Source organism: Alistipes sp. An116 (assembly GCF_002161005.1).
Lineage (GTDB): Bacteria > Bacteroidota > Bacteroidia > Bacteroidales > Rikenellaceae > Alistipes > Alistipes megaguti.
The window spans coordinates 17,067-37,029 of the sequence record NZ_NFLR01000002.1 but is presented as its reverse complement, the minus strand read 5'-3'; the positions used below and the strand labels follow the sequence as shown (position 1 = coordinate 37,029).

General features: G+C 55.8%; 18 protein-coding genes and 1 tRNA gene. 12 read left to right on the top strand and 7 right to left on the bottom strand.

From position 1 onward, the window contains the following. Window positions 1-25: 25 nt before the first annotated feature. Window positions 26-1,048 (top strand): tRNA (adenosine(37)-N6)-threonylcarbamoyltransferase complex transferase subunit TsaD, encoded by a 1,023-nt coding sequence (gene tsaD, locus B5E60_RS01460; RefSeq protein ID WP_087309121.1) that lies wholly within the window; start codon window positions 26-28, stop codon window positions 1,046-1,048. A 362-nt stretch (window positions 1,049-1,410) separates the two neighbouring features. Here the strand turns inward: tsaD and terL are convergent, their stop codons facing one another. Together terL and B5E60_RS01450 are read right to left on the bottom strand one after the other, a co-directional pair. Further along, entirely contained in the window at window positions 1,411-2,913 is a 1,503-nt protein-coding gene (gene terL, locus B5E60_RS01455; RefSeq protein ID WP_087309120.1) for a phage terminase large subunit, read from the bottom strand. A 141-nt stretch (window positions 2,914-3,054) separates the two neighbouring features. Next, the gene (locus tag B5E60_RS01450) at window positions 3,055-3,342 is read right to left on the bottom strand and encodes a hypothetical protein (RefSeq protein ID WP_087309119.1); all 288 of its coding nucleotides are present in this window, start codon (window positions 3,340-3,342) and stop codon (window positions 3,055-3,057) included. Between the two features lie 139 nt (window positions 3,343-3,481). On the opposite strand from B5E60_RS01450, the gene B5E60_RS01445 reads away from it, so the two are divergent. From B5E60_RS01445 to B5E60_RS01400, 10 genes are all read left to right on the top strand, one after another. Further along, the gene (locus B5E60_RS01445; RefSeq protein ID WP_087309118.1) at window positions 3,482-4,153 is read left to right on the top strand and encodes an XRE family transcriptional regulator; all 672 of its coding nucleotides are present in this window, start codon (window positions 3,482-3,484) and stop codon (window positions 4,151-4,153) included. A gap of 155 nt (window positions 4,154-4,308) precedes the next feature. Beyond that, window positions 4,309-5,151, top strand: a complete 843-nt coding sequence (gene kduI / locus B5E60_RS01440; protein WP_087309117.1) for a 5-dehydro-4-deoxy-D-glucuronate isomerase — start codon at window positions 4,309-4,311, stop codon at window positions 5,149-5,151. Window positions 5,152-5,470: 319 nt separating this feature from the next. After that, complete coding sequence (locus tag B5E60_RS01435) at window positions 5,471-6,265, top strand: gluconate 5-dehydrogenase (protein WP_087309116.1); 795 nt, start codon at window positions 5,471-5,473, stop codon at window positions 6,263-6,265. 708 nt (window positions 6,266-6,973) lie between these two features. Continuing rightward, window positions 6,974-8,818, top strand: a complete 1,845-nt coding sequence (locus tag B5E60_RS01430) for a 2-oxoacid:acceptor oxidoreductase subunit alpha (RefSeq protein WP_087309115.1) — start codon at window positions 6,974-6,976, stop codon at window positions 8,816-8,818. Window positions 8,819-8,822: 4 nt separating this feature from the next. Continuing rightward, entirely contained in the window at window positions 8,823-9,854 is a 1,032-nt protein-coding gene (locus tag B5E60_RS01425; RefSeq protein ID WP_087309114.1) for a 2-oxoacid:ferredoxin oxidoreductase subunit beta, read from the top strand. Between the two features lie 98 nt (window positions 9,855-9,952). Beyond that, window positions 9,953-10,834, top strand: a complete 882-nt coding sequence (locus B5E60_RS01420; RefSeq protein WP_087309113.1) for a carbohydrate kinase family protein — start codon at window positions 9,953-9,955, stop codon at window positions 10,832-10,834. Window positions 10,835-11,045: 211 nt separating this feature from the next. Continuing rightward, window positions 11,046-11,119 (top strand) — tRNA-Ala (locus B5E60_RS01415). Window positions 11,120-11,281: 162 nt separating this feature from the next. Beyond that, window positions 11,282-12,460 carry a tyrosine-type recombinase/integrase gene (locus tag B5E60_RS01410; protein ID WP_087309112.1) on the top strand — a complete coding sequence of 393 codons (1,179 nt, stop codon included), beginning with the start codon at window positions 11,282-11,284 and terminating at the stop codon, window positions 12,458-12,460. Window positions 12,461-12,539: 79 nt separating this feature from the next. Beyond that, window positions 12,540-12,719 carry a type II toxin-antitoxin system HicA family toxin gene (locus tag B5E60_RS01405; protein ID WP_087309111.1) on the top strand — a complete coding sequence of 60 codons (180 nt, stop codon included), beginning with the start codon at window positions 12,540-12,542 and terminating at the stop codon, window positions 12,717-12,719. A 58-nt stretch (window positions 12,720-12,777) separates the two neighbouring features. After that, window positions 12,778-13,182, top strand: a complete 405-nt coding sequence (locus B5E60_RS01400) for a type II toxin-antitoxin system HicB family antitoxin (protein WP_087261692.1) — start codon at window positions 12,778-12,780, stop codon at window positions 13,180-13,182. 68 nt (window positions 13,183-13,250) lie between these two features. Here B5E60_RS01400 and B5E60_RS01395 read toward each other — a convergent pair whose 3' ends face one another. Continuing rightward, window positions 13,251-13,583 (bottom strand): hypothetical protein, encoded by a 333-nt coding sequence (locus B5E60_RS01395; protein ID WP_087309110.1) that lies wholly within the window; start codon window positions 13,581-13,583, stop codon window positions 13,251-13,253. A 489-nt stretch (window positions 13,584-14,072) separates the two neighbouring features. Between B5E60_RS01395 and B5E60_RS01390 the strand changes: the two genes are divergently transcribed. Further along, on the top strand, window positions 14,073-15,149 hold the full coding sequence (locus tag B5E60_RS01390; protein ID WP_087309109.1) for a site-specific integrase: 1,077 nt from the start codon (window positions 14,073-14,075) through the stop codon (window positions 15,147-15,149). A gap of 224 nt (window positions 15,150-15,373) precedes the next feature. Here the strand turns inward: B5E60_RS01390 and B5E60_RS01385 are convergent, their stop codons facing one another. From B5E60_RS01385 to B5E60_RS01370, 4 genes are all read right to left on the bottom strand, one after another. Continuing rightward, window positions 15,374-16,537 carry a sialidase family protein gene (locus B5E60_RS01385; protein ID WP_087309108.1) on the bottom strand — a complete coding sequence of 388 codons (1,164 nt, stop codon included), beginning with the start codon at window positions 16,535-16,537 and terminating at the stop codon, window positions 15,374-15,376. 5 nt (window positions 16,538-16,542) lie between these two features. Next, window positions 16,543-17,481 (bottom strand): dihydrodipicolinate synthase family protein, encoded by a 939-nt coding sequence (locus tag B5E60_RS01380; RefSeq protein ID WP_087309107.1) that lies wholly within the window; start codon window positions 17,479-17,481, stop codon window positions 16,543-16,545. A gap of 133 nt (window positions 17,482-17,614) precedes the next feature. Then, window positions 17,615-18,331, bottom strand: coding sequence for a FadR/GntR family transcriptional regulator (locus B5E60_RS01375; protein ID WP_087309106.1), 717 nt, complete (start codon window positions 18,329-18,331; stop codon window positions 17,615-17,617). 69 nt (window positions 18,332-18,400) lie between these two features. Beyond that, window positions 18,401-19,957: a calcineurin-like phosphoesterase C-terminal domain-containing protein gene (locus tag B5E60_RS01370; protein ID WP_087309105.1), complete on the bottom strand. Its 1,557-nt coding sequence runs from the start codon at window positions 19,955-19,957 to the stop codon at window positions 18,401-18,403. Between the last annotated feature and the right edge of the window lie 6 nt (window positions 19,958-19,963).

Here is a 19,963-nt window from a genome sequence, read left to right as displayed (position 1 = left end):
GTTAAAATAACAGCGAAAAAACCGGATGGATATTACAATTCTCGGCATCGAATCCTCGTGCGACGACACCTCGGCAGCCGTCCTGCGCAACAACGTCCTGCTTTCGAACGTCATCGCCTCGCAGGCCGTACACATGAAGTACGGCGGCGTCATTCCCGAACTGGCCTCCCGCGCCCATCAGCAGAACATCATCCCGGTGGTGGACACTGCCCTGCGCGAAGCCGGACTCACGGCCTCGGAGATCGACGCCATTGCCTTCACGCGCGGTCCCGGTCTGCTGGGATCGCTTCTGGTGGGCGTCTCCTTCACCAAGGGGCTCTCCATCGCCCGCAACATCCCGATGGTCGAGGTCAACCACCTCCAGGGGCATATCCTCTCGCACTTCATCGACCTTCCGGACCGGCAGCTGCCCCACCCCGGTTTTCCGTTCCTGTGTCTGCTGGTCAGCGGCGGCCACACGCAGATCGTGCGCGTCAACTCCCCGCTCGAGATGGAGATCATCGGCACGACGATCGACGACGCCGCCGGCGAAGCCTTCGACAAGTGCGCCAAGGTGATGGGACTCCCCTATCCGGGCGGCCCGGTGATCGACCGTCTGGCCAAGGAGGGCAACCCCAAGGCCTTCCGCTTCGCCCATCCCCATGTCGACGGCTACGACTACTCGTTCTCGGGTCTGAAGACCTCGTTCCTCTACACGCTACGCGACGCCGTGGCCCAGGACCCCGACTTCATCGAGAAAAACAAGGTCGACCTGTGCGCCTCGCTGCAGGCCACGATCGTCGAAATCCTGCTCGACAAGCTGATCCGCGCCTCGAAGGATATGGGCATCCGTGACATTGCGGCCGGCGGAGGCGTCTCGGCCAACTCCGGACTGCGCAACGGCATCACGGAGGCCGGACGGCGCCGCGGCTGGCGGACCTTCCTGCCCGAGTTCAAGTTCACGACCGACAACGCCGCCATGATCGCCATGGCCGGCTACTTCCACTACCGCAACGGCGAGTTCGCCTCGCTCGACGTCTCGCCCGTGGCCCGTCTCGAAGAGCTGTAGACAACAGTCTCTGCGCATGACATCATGGCCCGCCTCCGTCCGACAGAAGGCGGGACTTTCCGTTTCCGGCGGCGGCACACCCCTCCCCTCAGACCCGGCACCCGACAGGTGCCGGGTCTCTTCGTTCGCGAAAGCGGCCAAAGGCCCGTGCCTTCAGGAACCGGCGAGACGACCACCGTCTGCATCCTGCCGATGACACCCCTGCCGATGACACCCCTGCCGCTTCCATCTCGCGTTCTGCCGGCAACCCTCCGCAGGCTCCGCCTGCATCCCGTCGACAACAAACCCGATGCCCCCGGCTGGCTACGGCCCGCTGACAACGACCTCGCTGACAGCCTCCCCGCCGACAAACCGTCCCCGGCCTACGCGAAGCGGACACCGCGCAGCCTCTTGCGGCTGCGATCCACCACCTCGTGCTCGACGATTCCCGTCACGACGTCCGCCGCATCGTGCCAGCGGTTGGAGCGGAACTTGCGCCGATAGGTCGTCAGATGGGCGTAGAGGTCGGGCCAGCGCAGGTTCCATCCCCGCGGCCACCGCACCAGATGGAGCACCGTGGCGGCATTCGACAGAATGCGCGCCTCCTTGTTGGCACTCTGGTGAAACCACTCCACCCGCACATCCGGAGCCAGCGCCTGCACGGCCCGGGCAAAACCCCGCCCACCGTTGTTGCTCTCGATGAGGGCCTGCCGCGTCCCCGAGCGCACGAGCAGATCCCCCACCAGCGGCTCGGTCTCCTCCATCGGCGCCCGCGAATAGACGGCGTCCGTCACGTAGATCACCCCGTCCGCATCGACCGCATAGGAGATCGAACAGAGGTAGTCGTCGCCCGTGTCGGCCGTATCGGTGTAGTTGGCGCGGCGGACGATCTCGTGGGGCAGTTCGTCGTACTCCGTGAAGTTCAGCCCGTACAACAACCCCTCGCGCACGGTCGGGTGACCCTGGTACATCGCCTCGAACTGCACGGGATCCAACCGCCGCTTGGCAGCCAGCAGCGTGGCGCCGTGCTGCGTCTCCCAGAGTGCCTCGCCCGGCTGCCGCGGGTCGAGTTCCGTTGCGGGCGAGGCCTTCAGCGCCTCGAAGTTCAGGTGGAGCCACCCGTCGGCCGACGGACGCTCGAGCTGGGCCCACGTGCGGAGCTCCTCAACCGGTTCGCGCCGCAAGAGCGTCCCGATGAGATCCTCCTCGTGCCAGCGCGTGAAGACGATCAGTTCGCGCGAGGCGTTGTGCATGCGCGTCCGCACCACCGACGTGTACCACTCCCAGCAGTTGGCCCGCACCAGCGGCGAATTGGCCTCCATGGCATCCTTGTAGAGGTCGTCCAGGATGAAGCAGTCGACGCGGTTGCCCGTCAGCGAACCCTCGCGTCCGACCGAAAGCAGCCCGCCCCGGTGGTCGATCACCTCGACCTCCTCCGAGGTGCGGATGTAGCCGGGCGGTTTGAACCCCTGCTTGATGCAGGTCGCAGGGAAGAAGGCCCCGTACTCGCGCGAGTCGAGGATGCGCTGCACGAGGCGGTTGAACTTCGAGGCCAGCGACCCCGAATAGGAGGCGATCGCCACCCGCAGATCGGGATCCAGTCCCAGCATGTAGGCCGGCAGCAGCGTCGTGGAGCCGACACTCTTGCCGTGCTGCGGGGGCATCGTCACCATGAGACGGCGCACCCGCCCCCGGGCAAAGGCCTCCAGCACGCGGTAGTAGACCCGGTGAAAGGGCTGCAGTTCGAGAAACGGATAGACCCCCAGGGCGAACTCCGTGAACGAAGGGGGCTCGGCCGCTCCGGGAAAGCACAACTCCCCGATGTCGGGAACAAAAATCTCTGCGGGAGAGACTCCCGCAGAGACCGATTCGGTTTTTTTAACCATGTGAACAGTTTTTTCGTAAGGTCGGGACCCGGTGCTGGCGGCGCCGCGACGGGCGGGTCCTCGATCCCGGTGAAAGATTGCCTGAGGCTCCGGCGGGCGGCGCCGCGCCCGGGATTGGCGGTCCGGAGCCGTACGGGGGGCTCAGAAGAGTGCCCGCACCTCGGAAAACGTGAAGTCGTTCAGCATTTCGCCCTCCGGGCCCGTAGTGTGGAACTCCCACCAGACGGGCACCAGATCCGCAATCGCATCCCGATCCCCTTCCGGATAGCTCTCCCGCCGCCGGTAGACGATCACCGAGGCCGTCAGCCGGCACTCGATGCCCTCCCGGTCGAACGTCAGGCTTCCCGAAAAGTAACTTCCGCCGCCGATGGCCTCCGCCAAACGCGTGACCACCTCCTCGTAAAGTTCCGTTGATACCGAATACATCATTGATAATGAAGCTTTTTTTGCAAAATTCTTTGCAGAAGAGAATAAATTGTTTAACTTTGCTCCACAAAGATAGGTTCAAAATTTGAATTTTGTACCGCAAAGTTCAAAAATTTTATATCAATTTTTTTGATCAAAAGCCATGAACGAACGGGTAAAACTGATACGGAAACAGCTCGGAATGACGCAAGAGCAGCTGGCTCAGCGACTTGGAATCGGCAAGGCAGCCCTTTCGATGATCGAGACCGGCAAGGCGGGACTCTCGTCGCGCAACCGCAACATCCTGGTTCAGGAATTGAACGTCAACCCGGAGTGGCTCGAAACCGGCACGGGCAAGATGTTCAATGCCGAACCCGACCTGACAGCCTACATGCACCGCACGGACAATTCGCTGCCGCTACAGAGTGTCCCCCTCTACTCGATCGAGGGGACGGCCGGGCTCGTACCGCTGTTTACCGACCAGCACCAGATGAAGCCCGTCAACTACATCCACATCCCCAACCTGCCGAAGTGCGACGGAGCCATCTACATTGTCGGCGACTCGATGTACCCGCTGCTCAAGAGCGGCGACATCGTCCTCTACAAACAGCTCAAGAACATCGACGACGTCTTCTGGGGGGACATGTACCTGCTGTCGATCGACATCGACGGCGAGGAGTATGTCACCGTGAAATACATCCAGAAATCCGACCGTCCGGGTTATGTCAAACTCGTCAGCCAGAACCCCCATCACGCCGACAAGGAGGTCGAGATTTCGCGCATCCGCGCCATCGCGCTGGTCAAGGCCAGCATCCGCATGAACTCCATTCGATAAACGGCGGACATTCCGCCCGAATTATTTCGTATTCAAAGCGGTCTATTCCGATTTTTTTATTATCTTTGCCGAAGCGACAATTGGTCAGCCAATTTCGGATTTGGCGCCCAATTTCGCGAGATTCGCATACAAAGTATTAATTTTCAATATATTCCATGAAAACCAATTACGAAATCCGCTATGCAGCGCATCCCGAAGATGCCAAGCATTACGACACGGCCCGTCTGCGCCGCGACTTTCTGATCGAAAAGGTCTTCGCAGCCGACGAAGTCAACATGGTCTACTCGATGTACGACCGCATGATCGTGGGCGGCGCCATGCCCGTCAACGAGACCCTCAAGCTCGAGGCCATCGATCCGCTGAAGGCCCCCTACTTCCTGACGCGCCGCGAAATGGGTATCTTCAACGTCGGAGGCCCCGGCGTGGTGAAGGCCGGCGACGCCACCTTTGAACTCAACTACAAGGAGGCCCTCTACCTGGGCCGCGGCGACCGTGAGGTCACCTTCACGAGCAAGGACCCCAAGAATCCCGCCAAGTTCTACTTCAACTCGACGACCGCCCACTGCGCCTACCCCGACAAGAAGGTCACCAAGGAGAACGCCGTCGTGGCCCACATGGGTTCGCTCGAAGGTTCGAACGACCGCAACATCAACAAGATGATTGTCAGCCAGGTGCTCCCCACCTGCCAGCTGCAGATGGGTATGACCGAACTGCTTCCGGGCAGCGTCTGGAACACCATGCCGGCCCACGTACACTCGCGCCGCATGGAGGCCTACTTCTACTTCGAGGTACCCGAGGAGCACGCCGTCTGCCACCTGATGGGCCAGATCGACGAGACGCGCCACATCTGGATGAAGGGCGAGCAGGCCGTACTGTCGCCCGAGTGGTCGATCCACAGCGCCGCCGCCACCCACAACTACACCTTCATCTGGGGTATGGGCGGTGAGAACCTCGACTACGGCGATCAGGACTTCTCGAAGATCACCGACCTCAAATAACCCCGGGGCCGAGAGGGGAGGGGCCGTGCAGGACCAGGAAGGAGGATCAGGCAGAAACAGGCAGAAACAGGCAGGAGGCAGAAACAAAGCTAAGGGCCAAGGACCGGGCGGACTCCGAATAGGGACCAAGCCGGATACCGGGCGGGAACCGGAGTCTGACACGAGGACCGAGTCCGGAGGCTGGAAGTGAGAGAGAAAGCGGAGAGAGAAACCAGCCACCTGCACCGACTCTTGCACCGGAGAGACTCCGAGGCGACACCACCCCACCACCCCACAAAAAACAACAAACCAATCAACCCATCTAATACCAAGTAAAAAAATGGTAAACTTTTCATTGGAAGGTAAGGTAGCACTCGTAACGGGTGCCTCTTACGGAATCGGCTTCGCCATCGCTACGGCCTTCGCCCGCCAGGGCGCCAAGATCGTCTTCAACGACATCAAACAGGAGCTCGTCGACAAGGGCCTCGCCTCGTACAAGGCTGAAGGCGTCGACGCCAAGGGCTATGTCTGCGACGTGACCAACGAGGAGCAGGTCAATACCATGGTTGCCCAGATCGAAAAGGAGGTCGGCGTCATTGACATTCTGGTCAACAACGCCGGCATCATCAAGCGCATCCCGATGGTCGAGATGAGCGCCAAGGATTTCCGCCAGGTGATCGACATCGACCTCAACGGTCCGTTCATCGTATCGAAGGCCGTCATCCCCTCGATGATCAAGAAGGGCCACGGCAAGATCATCAACATCTGCTCGATGATGTCCGAACTCGGCCGTGAGACCGTATCGGCCTACGCCGCAGCCAAGGGCGGCCTGAAGATGCTGACCCGCAACATCGCTTCGGAGTACGGCGAATACAACATCCAGTGCAACGGTATCGGCCCGGGCTATATCGCCACCCCGCAGACCGCACCGCTGCGCGAGCGTCAGCCGGACGGTTCGCGTCATCCGTTCGACGCCTTCATCGTTGCCAAGACGCCGGCAGCCCGCTGGGGTACGACCGAGGACCTGATGGGTCCGGCCGTCTTCCTGGCATCGGAGGCTTCGGACTTCGTCAACGGCCACATTCTCTACGTCGACGGCGGTATTCTGGCCTACATCGGCAAGCAGCCCAAATAAGCGGCCGGATACGATCGACACGTACGCAACGCCTTCCCTGCACGGGGAAGGCGTTTTTTTGTGTGGCCCCGGCAGATGCGCCCACACGGAACCAATTCTTTCCGAGCTCCGAACTACCGTTCCCACCACATCCGTCCCGGGCCAAACTGCCGCTCCGGGCCAATCTTCCACACCACGCACGCCCCCCCCAACCATGCCCCCGGAGTCAGCCAGCATCTCTTGCCCCGGTCAGCCACCGCCCGGTCCCGGTCATCCATCTGGGAATCCAGACTGCCACCTCGGCCAATCTCCCGCAACAGGCACGCCCCGACCACGACGCTCCGGAGTCAGCCGGTCATCTCCCTGCCCGGTCTCAAACACTCGTGACTCGATTGCGGATCCGCTTCCTCATCCCCATCCCGAACCAGCTGTTCCTCTCCGAAATCCGTCTTCCGGCAAGCAAAATCCAGACGGAAGGCCCATCGGTTTGAAAAAATTTTTAATAACTAACCTGTCTTTCGATCTGAAGCCTCAATCCGCCATTTTCATAACAAAAGAGCAGCATACGAACCTTGAAAAAGGTGATTCTTAACCAAATCAGTCCCGGACAATTCCCCGAAAACGCATAAAAATTCTTAAAAAACTTCCATTCGGCAGCTGTTTTGCCAATTTATTTTATATATTTGTCAAAACTTGTTCACCCATTACACTAATCTGAAACCAAAAATCATGGAACATTCCAACGTGAGGGAGTTGCAGGATGTGGTCATTCGATTCTCCGGAGATTCGGGCGACGGCATGCAGCTCACGGGTACGCTCTTCTCCGACACCTCGGCGCTGCTGGGCAACGGAACCTCGACCTTCCCGGACTATCCGGCCGAAATCCGCGCTCCGCAAGGCACCGTAGCCGGCGTCTCCGGTTTCCAGGTCCACTTCGGCGATCACCGCGAAATCAACCCCGGTGATTATTGCGACGTGCTGGTGGCGATGAATCCCGCCGCCCTGAAGGCCAACCGCAAATGGCTGAAACCCGAAGCTACGGTCATCATCGACGGCGACTCCATCACCGAGGAGCACCTCAAAAAGGCGGGCTTCAAGACCCTCGATCCGCTGGCCGAACTCGGTCTGGACGAGTACAACGTCGTGATGCCCGACATCACCTCGATGACGCGCGAGGCCCTCAAGGAGACCGGGCTGGACAACAAGGCCGTCACCAAGTGCAAGAACATGTTTGCCCTGGGCATCTGCTTCTGGCTCTTCGACCGCCCCGAGGAGTATGCCCTGCGCTATCTGGACACGAAATTCGCCAAGAAGAACCCGGCCGTGGCCGAGGCCAACAAACTCGCCATCAAGGCCGGATACAACTACGCCGCCAATACCCACCTGTTCGCCAGCAACTACACCGTGGCACCCGCCGCACGCGAGAAGGGAACCTACCGCTCGATCAACGGCAACGTCGCCACGGCCTGGGGTCTGTGCGCCGCCGCCGAGAAGGCCGGACTGCCGCTGTTCTGCGGCTCGTACCCCATTACGCCGGCCACGGTGATCCTCGAGGAGCTGGCCAAACGCAAGGATCTCGGCGTGAAGACCGTTCAGGCCGAGGACGAGATCGCCGGCATCTGCACGGCCATCGGTGCCGCCTTTGCGGGCAACTTCGCCGTGACGACCACCTCGGGCCCGGGCCTTTCGCTCAAGAGCGAGGCACTGGGGCTGGCGGTGATGACCGAGCTGCCGCTCGTCGTGGTCGACGTACAGCGCGGCGGACCCTCGACGGGTCTGCCGACCAAGACCGAACAGAGCGACCTGATGCAGGCCCTCTACGGCCGCAACGGCGAGTGTCCGGTGATCGTGGTGGCCGCCTCGTCGCCGAGCGACTGCTTCCACTACGCCTTCGAGGCCGGACGTCTGGCCATGGAACACATGACCCCCGTGGTGCTGCTCACCGACGGCTTCATCGCCAACGGTTCCGAACCGTGGCGCATCCCCTCGATGAAGGACTATCCGAAGATCTGCCCGCCGATCGTCGACGTGGCACCCGAGGGCGGCTTCATGCCCTACGTGCGCAACGAACAGCTGGCCCGCGGCTGGGCCTTCCCGGGCAAGGTGGGACTCGAACACCGCGTCGGCGGTCTGGAGAAGGATGCCGTCAAGGGCAGCATCTCCCACGACCCGGCCAACCACCAGAAGATGGTCGACACGCGTGCCGCCAAGGTGGCCAAGGTCGTCGACGACATTCCCGCACAAACGGTCTGGGGCGATCAGGAGGGTGAACTGCTCGTCGTCGGCTGGGGTGGAACGCGCGGACACCTTCAGAACGCCGTCGACGAGATGCGTCGCGAAGGCCACAAGGTTTCGCTGTGCCACTTCAACTACATCAACCCGCTGCCCCACGGCGTGCGCGAAATCTTCGCACGGTTCCGCCGCATCGTGGTCTGCGAGCTCAACGAAGGGCAATTTGCCAACTACCTGCGCCAGAACTTCCAGGAGTTCCGCTACGAACAGTACAACAAGTGCGAAGGCCAACCCTTCACGGTGGTCGAGCTGAAAGAAAAATTCGAATCCTTACTGAAATAACGCCATGGCAGACTTCAAATATACCCCCGCCGATTTCAAAAGCGACCAGGAGGTACGCTGGTGCCCGGGATGCGGCGACCACGCCATTCTGAATGCCGTACAGCGCGCCCTGCCCGAGGTGGCGGACGCCCTCGATACGCCCCACAACCTCTTCACCTTCGTGTCGGGTATCGGATGCTCGTCGCGCTTCATCTATTACATGAAGACCTACGGTTTCCACTCCATACACGGACGCGCCAATGCCGTGGCAACGGGCGTCAAGGTGGCCAACCCGCGGCTGTCGGTCTGGGTGGCCACAGGCGACGGCGACTCGCTGGCCATCGGCGGCAACCACTTCATCCACGCCATCCGGCGCAACGTCGACCTGAACGTCATCCTCTTCAACAACGAGATCTACGGCCTGACCAAGGGCCAGTACTCCCCCACCTCGAAGCTGGGCAAGATCACGAAGACCTCGCCCTACGGAACGGTCGAGAAACCCTTCACCCCGGGCGAACTGGTCATCGGCGCCAAGGGGACGTTCTTCGCCCGCACGGTCGACATGGAGGTCCAGCTGACGAAGGAGTGCCTGGTCGAGGCGGCCAAGCACAAGGGCATGTCGGTGGTCGAGGCGCTGCAGAACTGCGTGATCTTCAACGACAAGACCCACGCCGCCTACGCCGGTGACAAGGCCACGCGCGCCGAGCATACGGTCGTGCTGCGCCACGGCGAGAAGATGCTCTTCGGCGCCAATAAGGAGAAGGGTCTGGTCTTCGAGAACATGAAGCTGAAGGTCGTTACGGTGGGCCAGGACGGCTACACGCTGGACGACATCCTGACGCACGACGCCCACGAGCGCGACACGACGCTGCACATGATGCTGGCGGCGATGAAATACCCGGACTACCCGGTGGCGCTGGGCGTGATCCGCGCCGTGGAGGACGACACGGTCTACGACCGGGCCGTGGAGCGTCAGGTCGAGGAGGTCAAGGCCTCGAGCAAGATCCACTGTGTCGACGATCTGCTGCACTCGGGAGCCACCTGGGAGGTGAAATAGCCCGACGACAAAAAAAGGATGCGGCCGGATTCTCCCCAGCGGAGGGTCCGGCCGTCGTACGAAAAACAATCGCAGAGAAACCAACAGAACGAAAAGTCATGAAAAACGAATGCATCATCGGATTGGGCGAGGTGCTTTGGGACATGCTACCCGAAGGACGCAAGATCGGCGGCGCCCCGGCCAACTTTGCCTGGCACATGGCGCAGTTCGGCTACGATGCCCGGGCCGTCAGCGCCGTAGGCAAGGATGCGGACGGCGAAGCCATTCTCGGCAACTTTGCCGAGCGGGGACTGAAGGCCGAACTGGCACAGGTGGACTACCCTACGGGACGTGTGGAGGTGACGCTCGACGCGGAGGGAATCCCGCAATACCGGATTCTCACCGACGTGGCGTGGGACCACATCCCCTGCACCGAGGCGCTCCGCACGATGGCTCGTACGGCGCGCTGCATCTGCTTCGGGTCGCTGGCCCAGCGCAGCGAGGAGTCGCGGCGGACGATCACGACGCTGCTTGACGAGGCACCGCGCGAGGCGCTCCGGGTCTTCGACATCAACCTGCGCCAGCAGTTCTACTCGCGGGAGGTGGTCACGGAGTCACTGCGCCGGTGCAACGTACTGAAGATAAACGACGAGGAGGCCGTCATCGTCGCACGGATGCTGGGCATCGCCTCGGAGGATATCTGCGAGATCGCCGAACGGCTGCGCGTCGATTACGGTCTGCGGGCCACAATTCTCACGTGCGGCAGCCGTGGCAGCCACGTCTTCTACGACGGAGGGCGTTCGGATCTCACAACGCCGAAGGTCAAGGTGGCCGATACGGTCGGAGCCGGCGATTCGTTTACGGCGGGCTTCTGCGCGGCGTGGCTCCACGGCTGCGACATAGCGACGGCCCATGCGCGGGGCGTAGCGGTTTCGGCCTATGTCTGCACGTGCGAGGGAGCGACGCCGCACCTACCCGAGGAGTTGACCCGCTTCGAATAGGCTCGCCGGGGGCGGTAGAAGATACGGGATTCGCAAGGATTGACCCCAGGGAGGAAATGGACAACCGGACAGCAGAGACGCCGGGTTGCTATCAGCAAACTGGCAATCAGAAACTTACACATAAACCCAGGAAAATCCGCAAAAAAATCGGCATTTTTCTGCGGAAAATTTGTGGGAATTAAAAAAATCCGCTTATCTTTGCAACCGCAATGGGGGATTAGCTCAGCTGGCTAGAGCGCTTGCATGGCATGCAAGAGGTCACGAGTTCGAATCTCGTATTCTCCACTCCGACGCTCGCAATCTGTTGATTATCAACAAGTTGCGGGCGTTTTCCAAAAAACAAGCGGGACAGAAACGGGACAGTACGTTTTCTCCGTACTACTGCGGTAAGGTCTGAAAAATCAGTGGTATACATTTTTGCCCAGTCTGGCGCGAAAATGTAAAAAAATGTTGCTTGTCAGAAGCGCGCGAAGCAAAGCGCTCGACGAAATTCTCTCGTACACCTATCCACGGCTGCATACCGGCTCCTGCTGGTATATCAGTTTCTACGCCTTCGACCCGGCAAGGGGCGAAATGCGGCGCAAGCGCATCAAGATCAACTCGGTCGGCACGGCGGCACAAAAACGTCGCTATGCGACCCAGGTATGCCACCGTCTTTCAGTGCAACTCGAATCGGGTTGGAACCCGTGGGTCGAGGCGGAGGCCGACAACTGCTACAAACTATTCGAGGACGCCCTCTCCCACTATCGACGGCACATCACGAAGCTGCTCAACGACGGTGTTCACCGACAGACTACCCACCACTGCTACATGAGTTTTGCGGGGATGCTCGAAAAGTGGAACAATAGGAAAATCCCGATCCGCTATGTCTATCAGTTCGACCGGACATTCTGCGTCCGCTTCCTTGATTATGTCTACTTGGAACGGAAAAGTTCCCCATCGACCCGGAACAACGCGCTGGCGTTCCTCCGATCATTCAGCACCTTCCTCGTCCAGCACCTGTATTTGAAGGACCGTCCGACGGCCGGGCTGCAGAACCTTCGGAAAGCAGTCGTTCAGAAACAACGCACGGGGATCGCGCCGGAGGACATGAAGCGGCTGCATGACTGGCTCCAGGCAAACAACCGCCCCTTCTTGCTGGTATGCTATTTCCTGCACTACCTGCTGATCCGTCCCCGCGAGATTGCGAAGCTGCGCCTGGCTGACATCAGCGTGGCCAAGCAAACCGTCTATATCGACGCCTCGATCTCGAAGAACAAGAAGTCGGCCAGCGTGACGATCCCCGTTCAGATTCTCGAACTGATGATCGATCTGGGTTATTTCTCGGCACCCAGTTCGTTCTACATCTTCTCGGAGGGATTCCGCCCCGGAGCCGAATACTGCAGCGAAAGGGATTACCGGGACTACTGGAAAAATGTCGTCGCACCGGCACTGCATTTCCCCATTGAATACAAATTCTATTCGCTGAAAGATTCGGGAATCACAGCGATGCTTCGGGCCGGACTCGACGCCCTATCCGTCAAGGAACAGGCACGACACTCCTCCCTCCAGATTACGGACGCCTATACCCCGCGTGAAGTCAAGAAGGCGAATCCGGCGCTTCGTAATTACAGAGGTGATCTGTAAAATAATAGAAAAATATCTATTGAATATTTTGCAAACAATAGAAATTTATCTATCTTTGTGCTGTCAAACAAATACTGCAATGAAATCGAGCGAGCTACAAAAATTGATTCTCGCAAACGGATGGCGGATCGTGCGACAGAGCGGTAGCCACGTGATTTATGAGAAAAACGGAGTTAGGTACCCGGTTCCGTTTCACGGAGGCAAAGAGGTGGGTACCGGGCTTGAAAAGAAAATCAAACGGGAGATGGGGCTGAAATAGGCCCCTCCCGAAAAAACCCGAGGGGGGGGGGCCCGAAACCGGGAGAAAGGAGTATAAGATGAAACAGATTACAGCTATTATCGAAAAGAACAGCGACGGCGGATTCAGCGCCTATTGCACCGACGAAATGTTTTCCGGCATGGGAGATACAGCCGAAGCGGCCAAAGAAGACCTGAAACAATCCATCCGGCATTTTGTCGAATCGAGCCGCGAAGACGGCTACCAATACCCGGAATGGCTCGATGGGGAGTATGAGATCGTGTATAAGTTCGACACCCAATCGCTCCTCCAGTATTACGCCGGGATCATCACCCCGGCCGCGCTGGGGAGGTTGTCCGGGATCAACCCCAAACAGCTTTGGAGTTACGCCCACGGGAAATCGAAACCCCGGGAGGCCCAGGTGAAACGAATCGAGGAAGCGTTGCACCGTTTGGGATCAGAATTATCCTCTCTCTCTTTGTAGTATTTGTTTGACAGCTCATCTATAAAGAGAGCGCCCCGGCCTTTCGGCCGGGGCTTTTTCTTGGCGGATCATCGAGCGAGAACGATGGCAAGCCAGAAGAGCCACAATTTGAGCAATGCCCAGGCAAGTCCGATCAATCCGGCGAGGATGTCCCGCCAGTCGGCCGAGTCGTCGATCCAACAATCTTTGAGAAGGATCGCCGCCGCCGTAATGAAGACCACGGCCACCGCGATCCATCCGGGCGACAAGATCCATCCGAAGATGAAAGACAGGATGATTCCGGACACCGTGGCAATATTATCCGCCACGGCAAAATGGAGGATATGGTCTTTCGCCCACTGGTTAAGCCAGACCACCACGGTCAGGCAGGCGGTTTTGATTTTCGCGAATAAGTTTTCCATAAGCTATCAGTTTTGCGGCCGGCTCCGCCATAGCGGGAGTCGGCCGCGAAGTTCGAACACAGGTTCTTTGCGGAACGGATCATATCCGGCCGCACCGGAGAGAGAGGAGGGACCGAAGTTTCGATTGACCGAAACTCCGGCCCACTGATTATGCAAGGTAGCTACAGCCTCAATCTCGACAGACCACTTTGGTTCCTGCATAACGGTTTTGTAGACCGTCCACACGGTGGATACCTCACGGAGCAGATGAGCAGCCGATTGCGTCCGACCGTGGCATTGACCAGGAACACGCTCGTCGTGTCGGTCGAGAAGTCGAGGCGATAGTCTCGTTCCCGGAGGTAATCGGCGATGATCTCTGCCATGTCGGCCGGTAGTGTTTTCCATACCGTGTCGGCCGGTTCTCGGATAACTACCGGCCACGGCTCCCGAACTGTGACCTTGATGGGCGGCAGCGGTCGGAGTTGAACGAACACACTACCCCGCAGATCAATAGAAGACGAACGTGCTGACGCCTCGATCAAACGCTTTATCGAGCCGCACGCCTGGAACTCGGCAAAAGGAAAAGCCAACGAAAAAAGCCGCGGCGGAAAGGATTTGAACCTGTACCTGGACGCCATTTCCGCCAACATTCTGCGGATTCAAAGGGATCTCGAACTCGACAAGAAAGAGGTGTCTGCCCAGATCATACTGAACCGCTATCTGGGCAAGGAGCAGTCGGACCGTCATACGCTGATGGAGGTCTTCCGCGCCCACAACGAAAAGTGCAGGGCGCTGTCGGGAATCAGCCTCGCTCCGGCAACGGTGGTCCGCTACGAAACCACGCTAAGGTTGACCGAGGAGTTCCTGCAAAAGAACTATATGAAAGAGGACTGCTATCTGGATGAGGTCACGAATCAGTTTATCGAGGACTTCGAGTTTTTTCTCAAGACCGTCCGGCGCTGCTGCCACAACACGACCACCAAGTACCTGCTGAACTTCAAGAAGATTGTCCGCATTGCGCTGGCCAAAGGATGGATGAAGAAGGCCCCCTTTGCCCAGATTCACTTCCATTTCGAGCCGGTCGAACGCGAGTTTCTCGAGAAACAGGAGCTGAAGGTGCTGCTCAACAAGGAGATCACCATCACCCGGCTGGCGCAGGTCCGCGACATCTTCTGTTTCTGCTGTCTGACGGGACTGGCTTTTACGGACGTGCAACAGCTCAAGGCGGAGCATCTGGTGGCGGACATCCACGGCAAGATCTGGATCCGCAAGGCGCGTCAGAAGACCATGAACATGTGCAACATTCCGCTGCTCGACGAAGTGCAAAAGATCCTCGACCGTTACAAGGACCACCCCTACTGTCAGACGCACGACGTGCTGCTCCCCGTATGCAGCAACCAGAAGATGAACTCCTACTTGAAGGAGCTGGCCGACATCTGCGGCATCCGCAAGAATCTCTCGACGCACACCGCAAGGCATAGACCTTACAAATATCCGCTGAATATAAGATATTTACAAGGATCAGTCTCCCGACTGGTAACGATTTGGAGACGAGCGATATTCACTGAATCACCCGATTCTGCATAGCTAGAAAGAACACTTGCGCCAATACAAATATAAAGAACATGCTCCAAAGTCAATTATTACAATTTCAATACATAAAGCAAATATATTTGAAAACAGGATAGATCCTATATGAATAAAATAAATAGAAAGCAGGTAAAAAAGAGACATTCTCCTCGACCAGAACCACGACCCAAAGTCCATTTATCAACAAATGGGAATTTTTATTGAAATTACAGGTTATACTTTTATTTGAACAATACAGCAGGAAGGATCGTAAACTCTATTTGCTCATAGCAAGATTCTTTGCCAGTCTCATAGAGAATACCTACTGTTCCATCCGGCAAGACAACCATATCGGAGTAAGCAGCCGGAGTATCGCATACCTGATATGCAACTTGCCAGTTTTTACCGTTGTCCTTACTTATTTTCACGGTCATATTCTTACGTTTAGTCGTGTGATTAGGATTCGAAAAAAGCAATGTTTGGGTCAGTTTCCCTTTGGGTGAATAGTTGATAATACTTCCATTGCATACGGGTTCAATCAAGGAGCAATCGTAACGTTGAGGTTCGAGTGTTATCCCTTGGTCATGACTTAAAGCTACTAAACGGCATGACTCATTCTTGGCTCTCCCCTTGTGACGAGTACCGCGCATGTTGAGCATCAGATCTCCATTTTTGAGCTCTGTAACCGTACTTTCATTTCCATCCCGTTCTCCTTCTCCACCGATAGCCCAGCTATTCCCATGATCGTCGGAATAAATTAGGTGGGAATAGGATCCTGCGCTTTCCCCATTCTTGAAAAGCCCGTGATTGCAAGAAACCACAATTCGATTTTTATGTTTGCCCTTTTTGAGTTGGATGGCATGGCAAGGACCCGTAGCATACCAAGTCCAATCCGTTCGTTTCACGGACGACGTGATTTCGCGAGGCTGTGACCAAGAACATCCATCGTCATCCGAATACAGTACGAAAACTCTTCTGGTATCTTTGGATGTCCGGGCATGAATATCTTTTTCATGATCCGCCCCATTGTTCCAAGTGGAAAGCAGAATAATACGCCCCGTTGTTTGATCGACAACCGGTGCCGGATTTCCGCAAACATTGTCCGCATCATCCCATACAGTGATGATTTCTCCCCATGTCTGCCCTCCGTCGGTAGAACGTCGTAAGACAAGATCAATGTCTCCCGTGTCACTACGACTGTGCTTTCGAGCTTCGGCAAAGGCCAGAATCGTACCTTTTGTTGTCAATACGGTGGCTGGAATACGATAGGTATCGAAACCATTGTCTCCTTTTTTGTAAATCGTTTGCGAAGAAACTGTTTTATTTAATACCGGCATCAGCTCTTGACCGGCAATGCCTGTCGAGGAAAAAATCAGTAGAATTGACAGGATAAGGTTGGATTTCATACTGTTTACAGGTTGAAAAATTCGGGAATAATGGATCGTCCTTGTTGTCTGATCGGTTCAATATAGGATTCTGGAATTGAATCATACGGCCATCGCAGTTTGCTGCCTACATCTGCCCAATTGCCGACGCACGCCATGAATCTGTCACAAGCATGGTTGGGATAATGCATCTGTGAAATGAACGGCGTAATACATAGATCCATGAAACGCTGGATTCTCTTCTCCAATTCGAGAGCTCCTTCGGGATCAATAATCGTCAGTTCATACCAGCGTTGTGCGGCGAATGGGTTCAGACAGGCTACATTGGAATAGGCTCCGGATGCTCCTAGACGGAGTCCGGTGGCCAAATGGTGTCCGGGAATGAAAACCGACAAGCCAACAGCATGAATGGATACCTGATTATACCATTCGAGCGAAGAGTTGTGATCGTTGGTTTTGACTCCGATCAAAGAGGGGATGCGTCGTTTGAACACAGCCCATTCCGAAGGTGTTAGTTCCCGTTTGGCATGTGGAGGATTATATAGAACGAGGGGAATATCGCCGGCTGTTTCCGCCATTGTTTCAAGAAAGCGTATGCCTTCCCGATCACTAACAGGGAACCAATCCGGGAGAATTACTTGTACAGCTCCCGGACACAACTCCCGAATGAGGCGTAGCCGTTCGAGTGATTCCTGGGCACACGGATGACTCACTCCTATTTGATAAGCGACTCCTCCCTTTTCGCATTTTTCGGATAAGAGTTGGTTTACACGGATAAATTCGTCCAGATTCTGGGCGTAGAATTCACCAGCTGTTCCATTGGAATAGATACCGTTCGGGTTAGATGCGATCAGAATGTCAATTTCGGAACTTTGTTTGCTGAAATCAATTCTCCCTGTTCGGTCTGTTGCCAGCAGCAATGTGGCCCAATTTCCATACAACGTGTTGAAAGATAAAGGTTTCATATTAACTGAAAATATCAAGCCGATTAGTAGTGATAAGCCGGAATTTCCCGGAGTGTGTTATAGTGCGACATAAACCACCCCCTGACAAGACTTTGCAAAGCCTGTCTCATCAAGAATGGTTATGTACGGTGTTTTATTTTTTATACCGTTCGAGGTAGATCGTATAAAGTTTAAAATGCTCGACAATGGCATGCTTGTACCCTTCGAGATCTCCCCGCTTGATATATTCCAACAGATGGCTGTGAGTAACTAATTCGCTTTTCTGGATAAGTTCCTGTTCAATAGGTTCGAAAAAGTCACGGTATTTCTCTTTGACGAAATCCAAGACTGGATAGATGATATCTTGAAACTCCGAGATGATGCGATTACCCGTGATTTCGTAAAGCTTCGTATGGAAGCGATGTTCACTGATCGGAGCATATTTATTGTTGCCGATCACTTGACTCATTGCAACGATCTCTTCTAACTCTTCGATGTCCTGCGGAGTGAGGTTTCTGAAAATATTACTGCTGATGCCTATTTCAAGAGCAACTCGGAATTCGAGAATATCGCGTAGCGTCGATTCATTCATCAGTAATGGATTTATGCAACGCTTCATGCCTCCGAGCAAGGAAGGTTCTCCGAGAATCATTCCTTTTTTTGTGCGTGAGATGATCATGCCGGTCATTTTGAACCGGCTCAACGCTTCGCGCAGAACCGGACGCCCGACACCCAAAGCTGCCGCCAATTCGATCTCGTTGGGAATGCTGCTGCCCGGGCGCAAACCTTTCTCCTTGAAGAAACGGATCAGACTCTCTTCGACGCTGTCAACGAGAGTGGTATTGTGTTTGTCCAGTTTCAGTATCTCCATTGATCGTAATTTTTCATAAAGATACGGATTATTATTTATTATGTCAAATTATTCGGACAAAATGCTGGACTACTCTATTTGCCAATCGAAATCTTTAGGACGGTTAATCATTTGGCGATACTTGCGTCCGAACCGATCCGTAACAATCACTTCGAGTGACGTATTCGGAGATGATGTTTTAACCGAGAACATGTGCGGGTTGGCAACGGCCCGAAAAGCTGTGGGACGGGTCGGCAGGGCATCCCGACGGATAAGAATGTAAAGGGGATCTTTGGCCCATATCTGTTCGACTGTCAAATCGCGACCTTTTTCACGTACACGTACTGTCCATTGTTCGTCCCAATTATAAACGTTGATTAGGATACGGTTACTGCCGGGTTGCCCTCCAAACTCTTCGGGCACCCGGTTCAGATCATAAACGCGGAACTGATTGCAGTCAGCACGGTAGCCGTTGGGCTTGAATTGCCAACAGGCTCGGTCCCCACGATAATGCAATATCAGATAACCTCCCGGAGAACCGTCTTCGCTAATCAATCGACTTTCAGGGCCGTTGATTTTCCAAGATACGGCTGAAACGGAAACAAGGGTGTGCTGGAAAATACGATTGGTTAAAGGAATATTGATAAATCTGTGACTGTGTCCTGCTAACAAGCGGACATTCTCGAACCGGGTCAGCAACGGCATGATCTGAGTATACAAAACCTGTTGATTTTCACTGGCAGAAAATGTGGGAATACCCTTGTCGGAAATTCCGGTCCAGTCGGCTATAGGCACGTGCATGCAAACGACTAGCGGCGTGTTGTTGTCAATGGTTTCCAGATCCCGACTCAACCACCGAAGTTGCCGCTCGTCGAGTTGATAGTCGTTGCGAGACGGGCGTTTGTTGTTTCTCAATTCACCTTTGCGAACGATGATATTGTCAAGCATGACGAAATGTACTTTCCCGAGGTTGAACGAATAGTAGTTCGGTCCGATGATTTGTCGGTAAGGACGTTGCGCAATGCTGTCCCACTGCGCATCAGGGATTGACGAGTGAATAAACCGTTCGTTGTCGTGGTTGCCTGGAATGTGGAAAATGGACGAAGGGTAGGTTTTCATCACATCAAGATACTTACGCAAGGCAAAATCGTTTTTGTGCCACATAATATCGGTTGTCATATCACCCAGCAATAGCGAGTAGACCGGACCTTTCGTACTTTCGATTTCATGCGAAATATCGGACAGGTACCATTTGCGGAATTGAGGTAGATCGTGTTCTTGAGGGTCGCCCCTGAGATGAGTGTCTGCAGAAACAAAAAGCGTGAAGTTGTTATTGTGCCGTTTCTTAAGTTGGAAATCAATCACATCCGTGCTACAATGGGTCGTATATCCGAAAAAACGTGGAATCAAACCATCAGACACCACTTCATAACCTCCTGGAATGGACATAAATACATATCCGCAAGGTTTGGACGAGCACATTTCATAGCGTCCGTCAGTATCAGTTCTCACAACCTGTTCACCGTCCGAGAGAACGACTCCGGCAACCGGTTTCCCTTTGCAGGTTACTCGGCCTACGATAGTGGGGGTTTGTGCATGTACAGACAATGCGGTCCAAAATAGGGCTAATATGAATAACTTTTTCATTTTTTA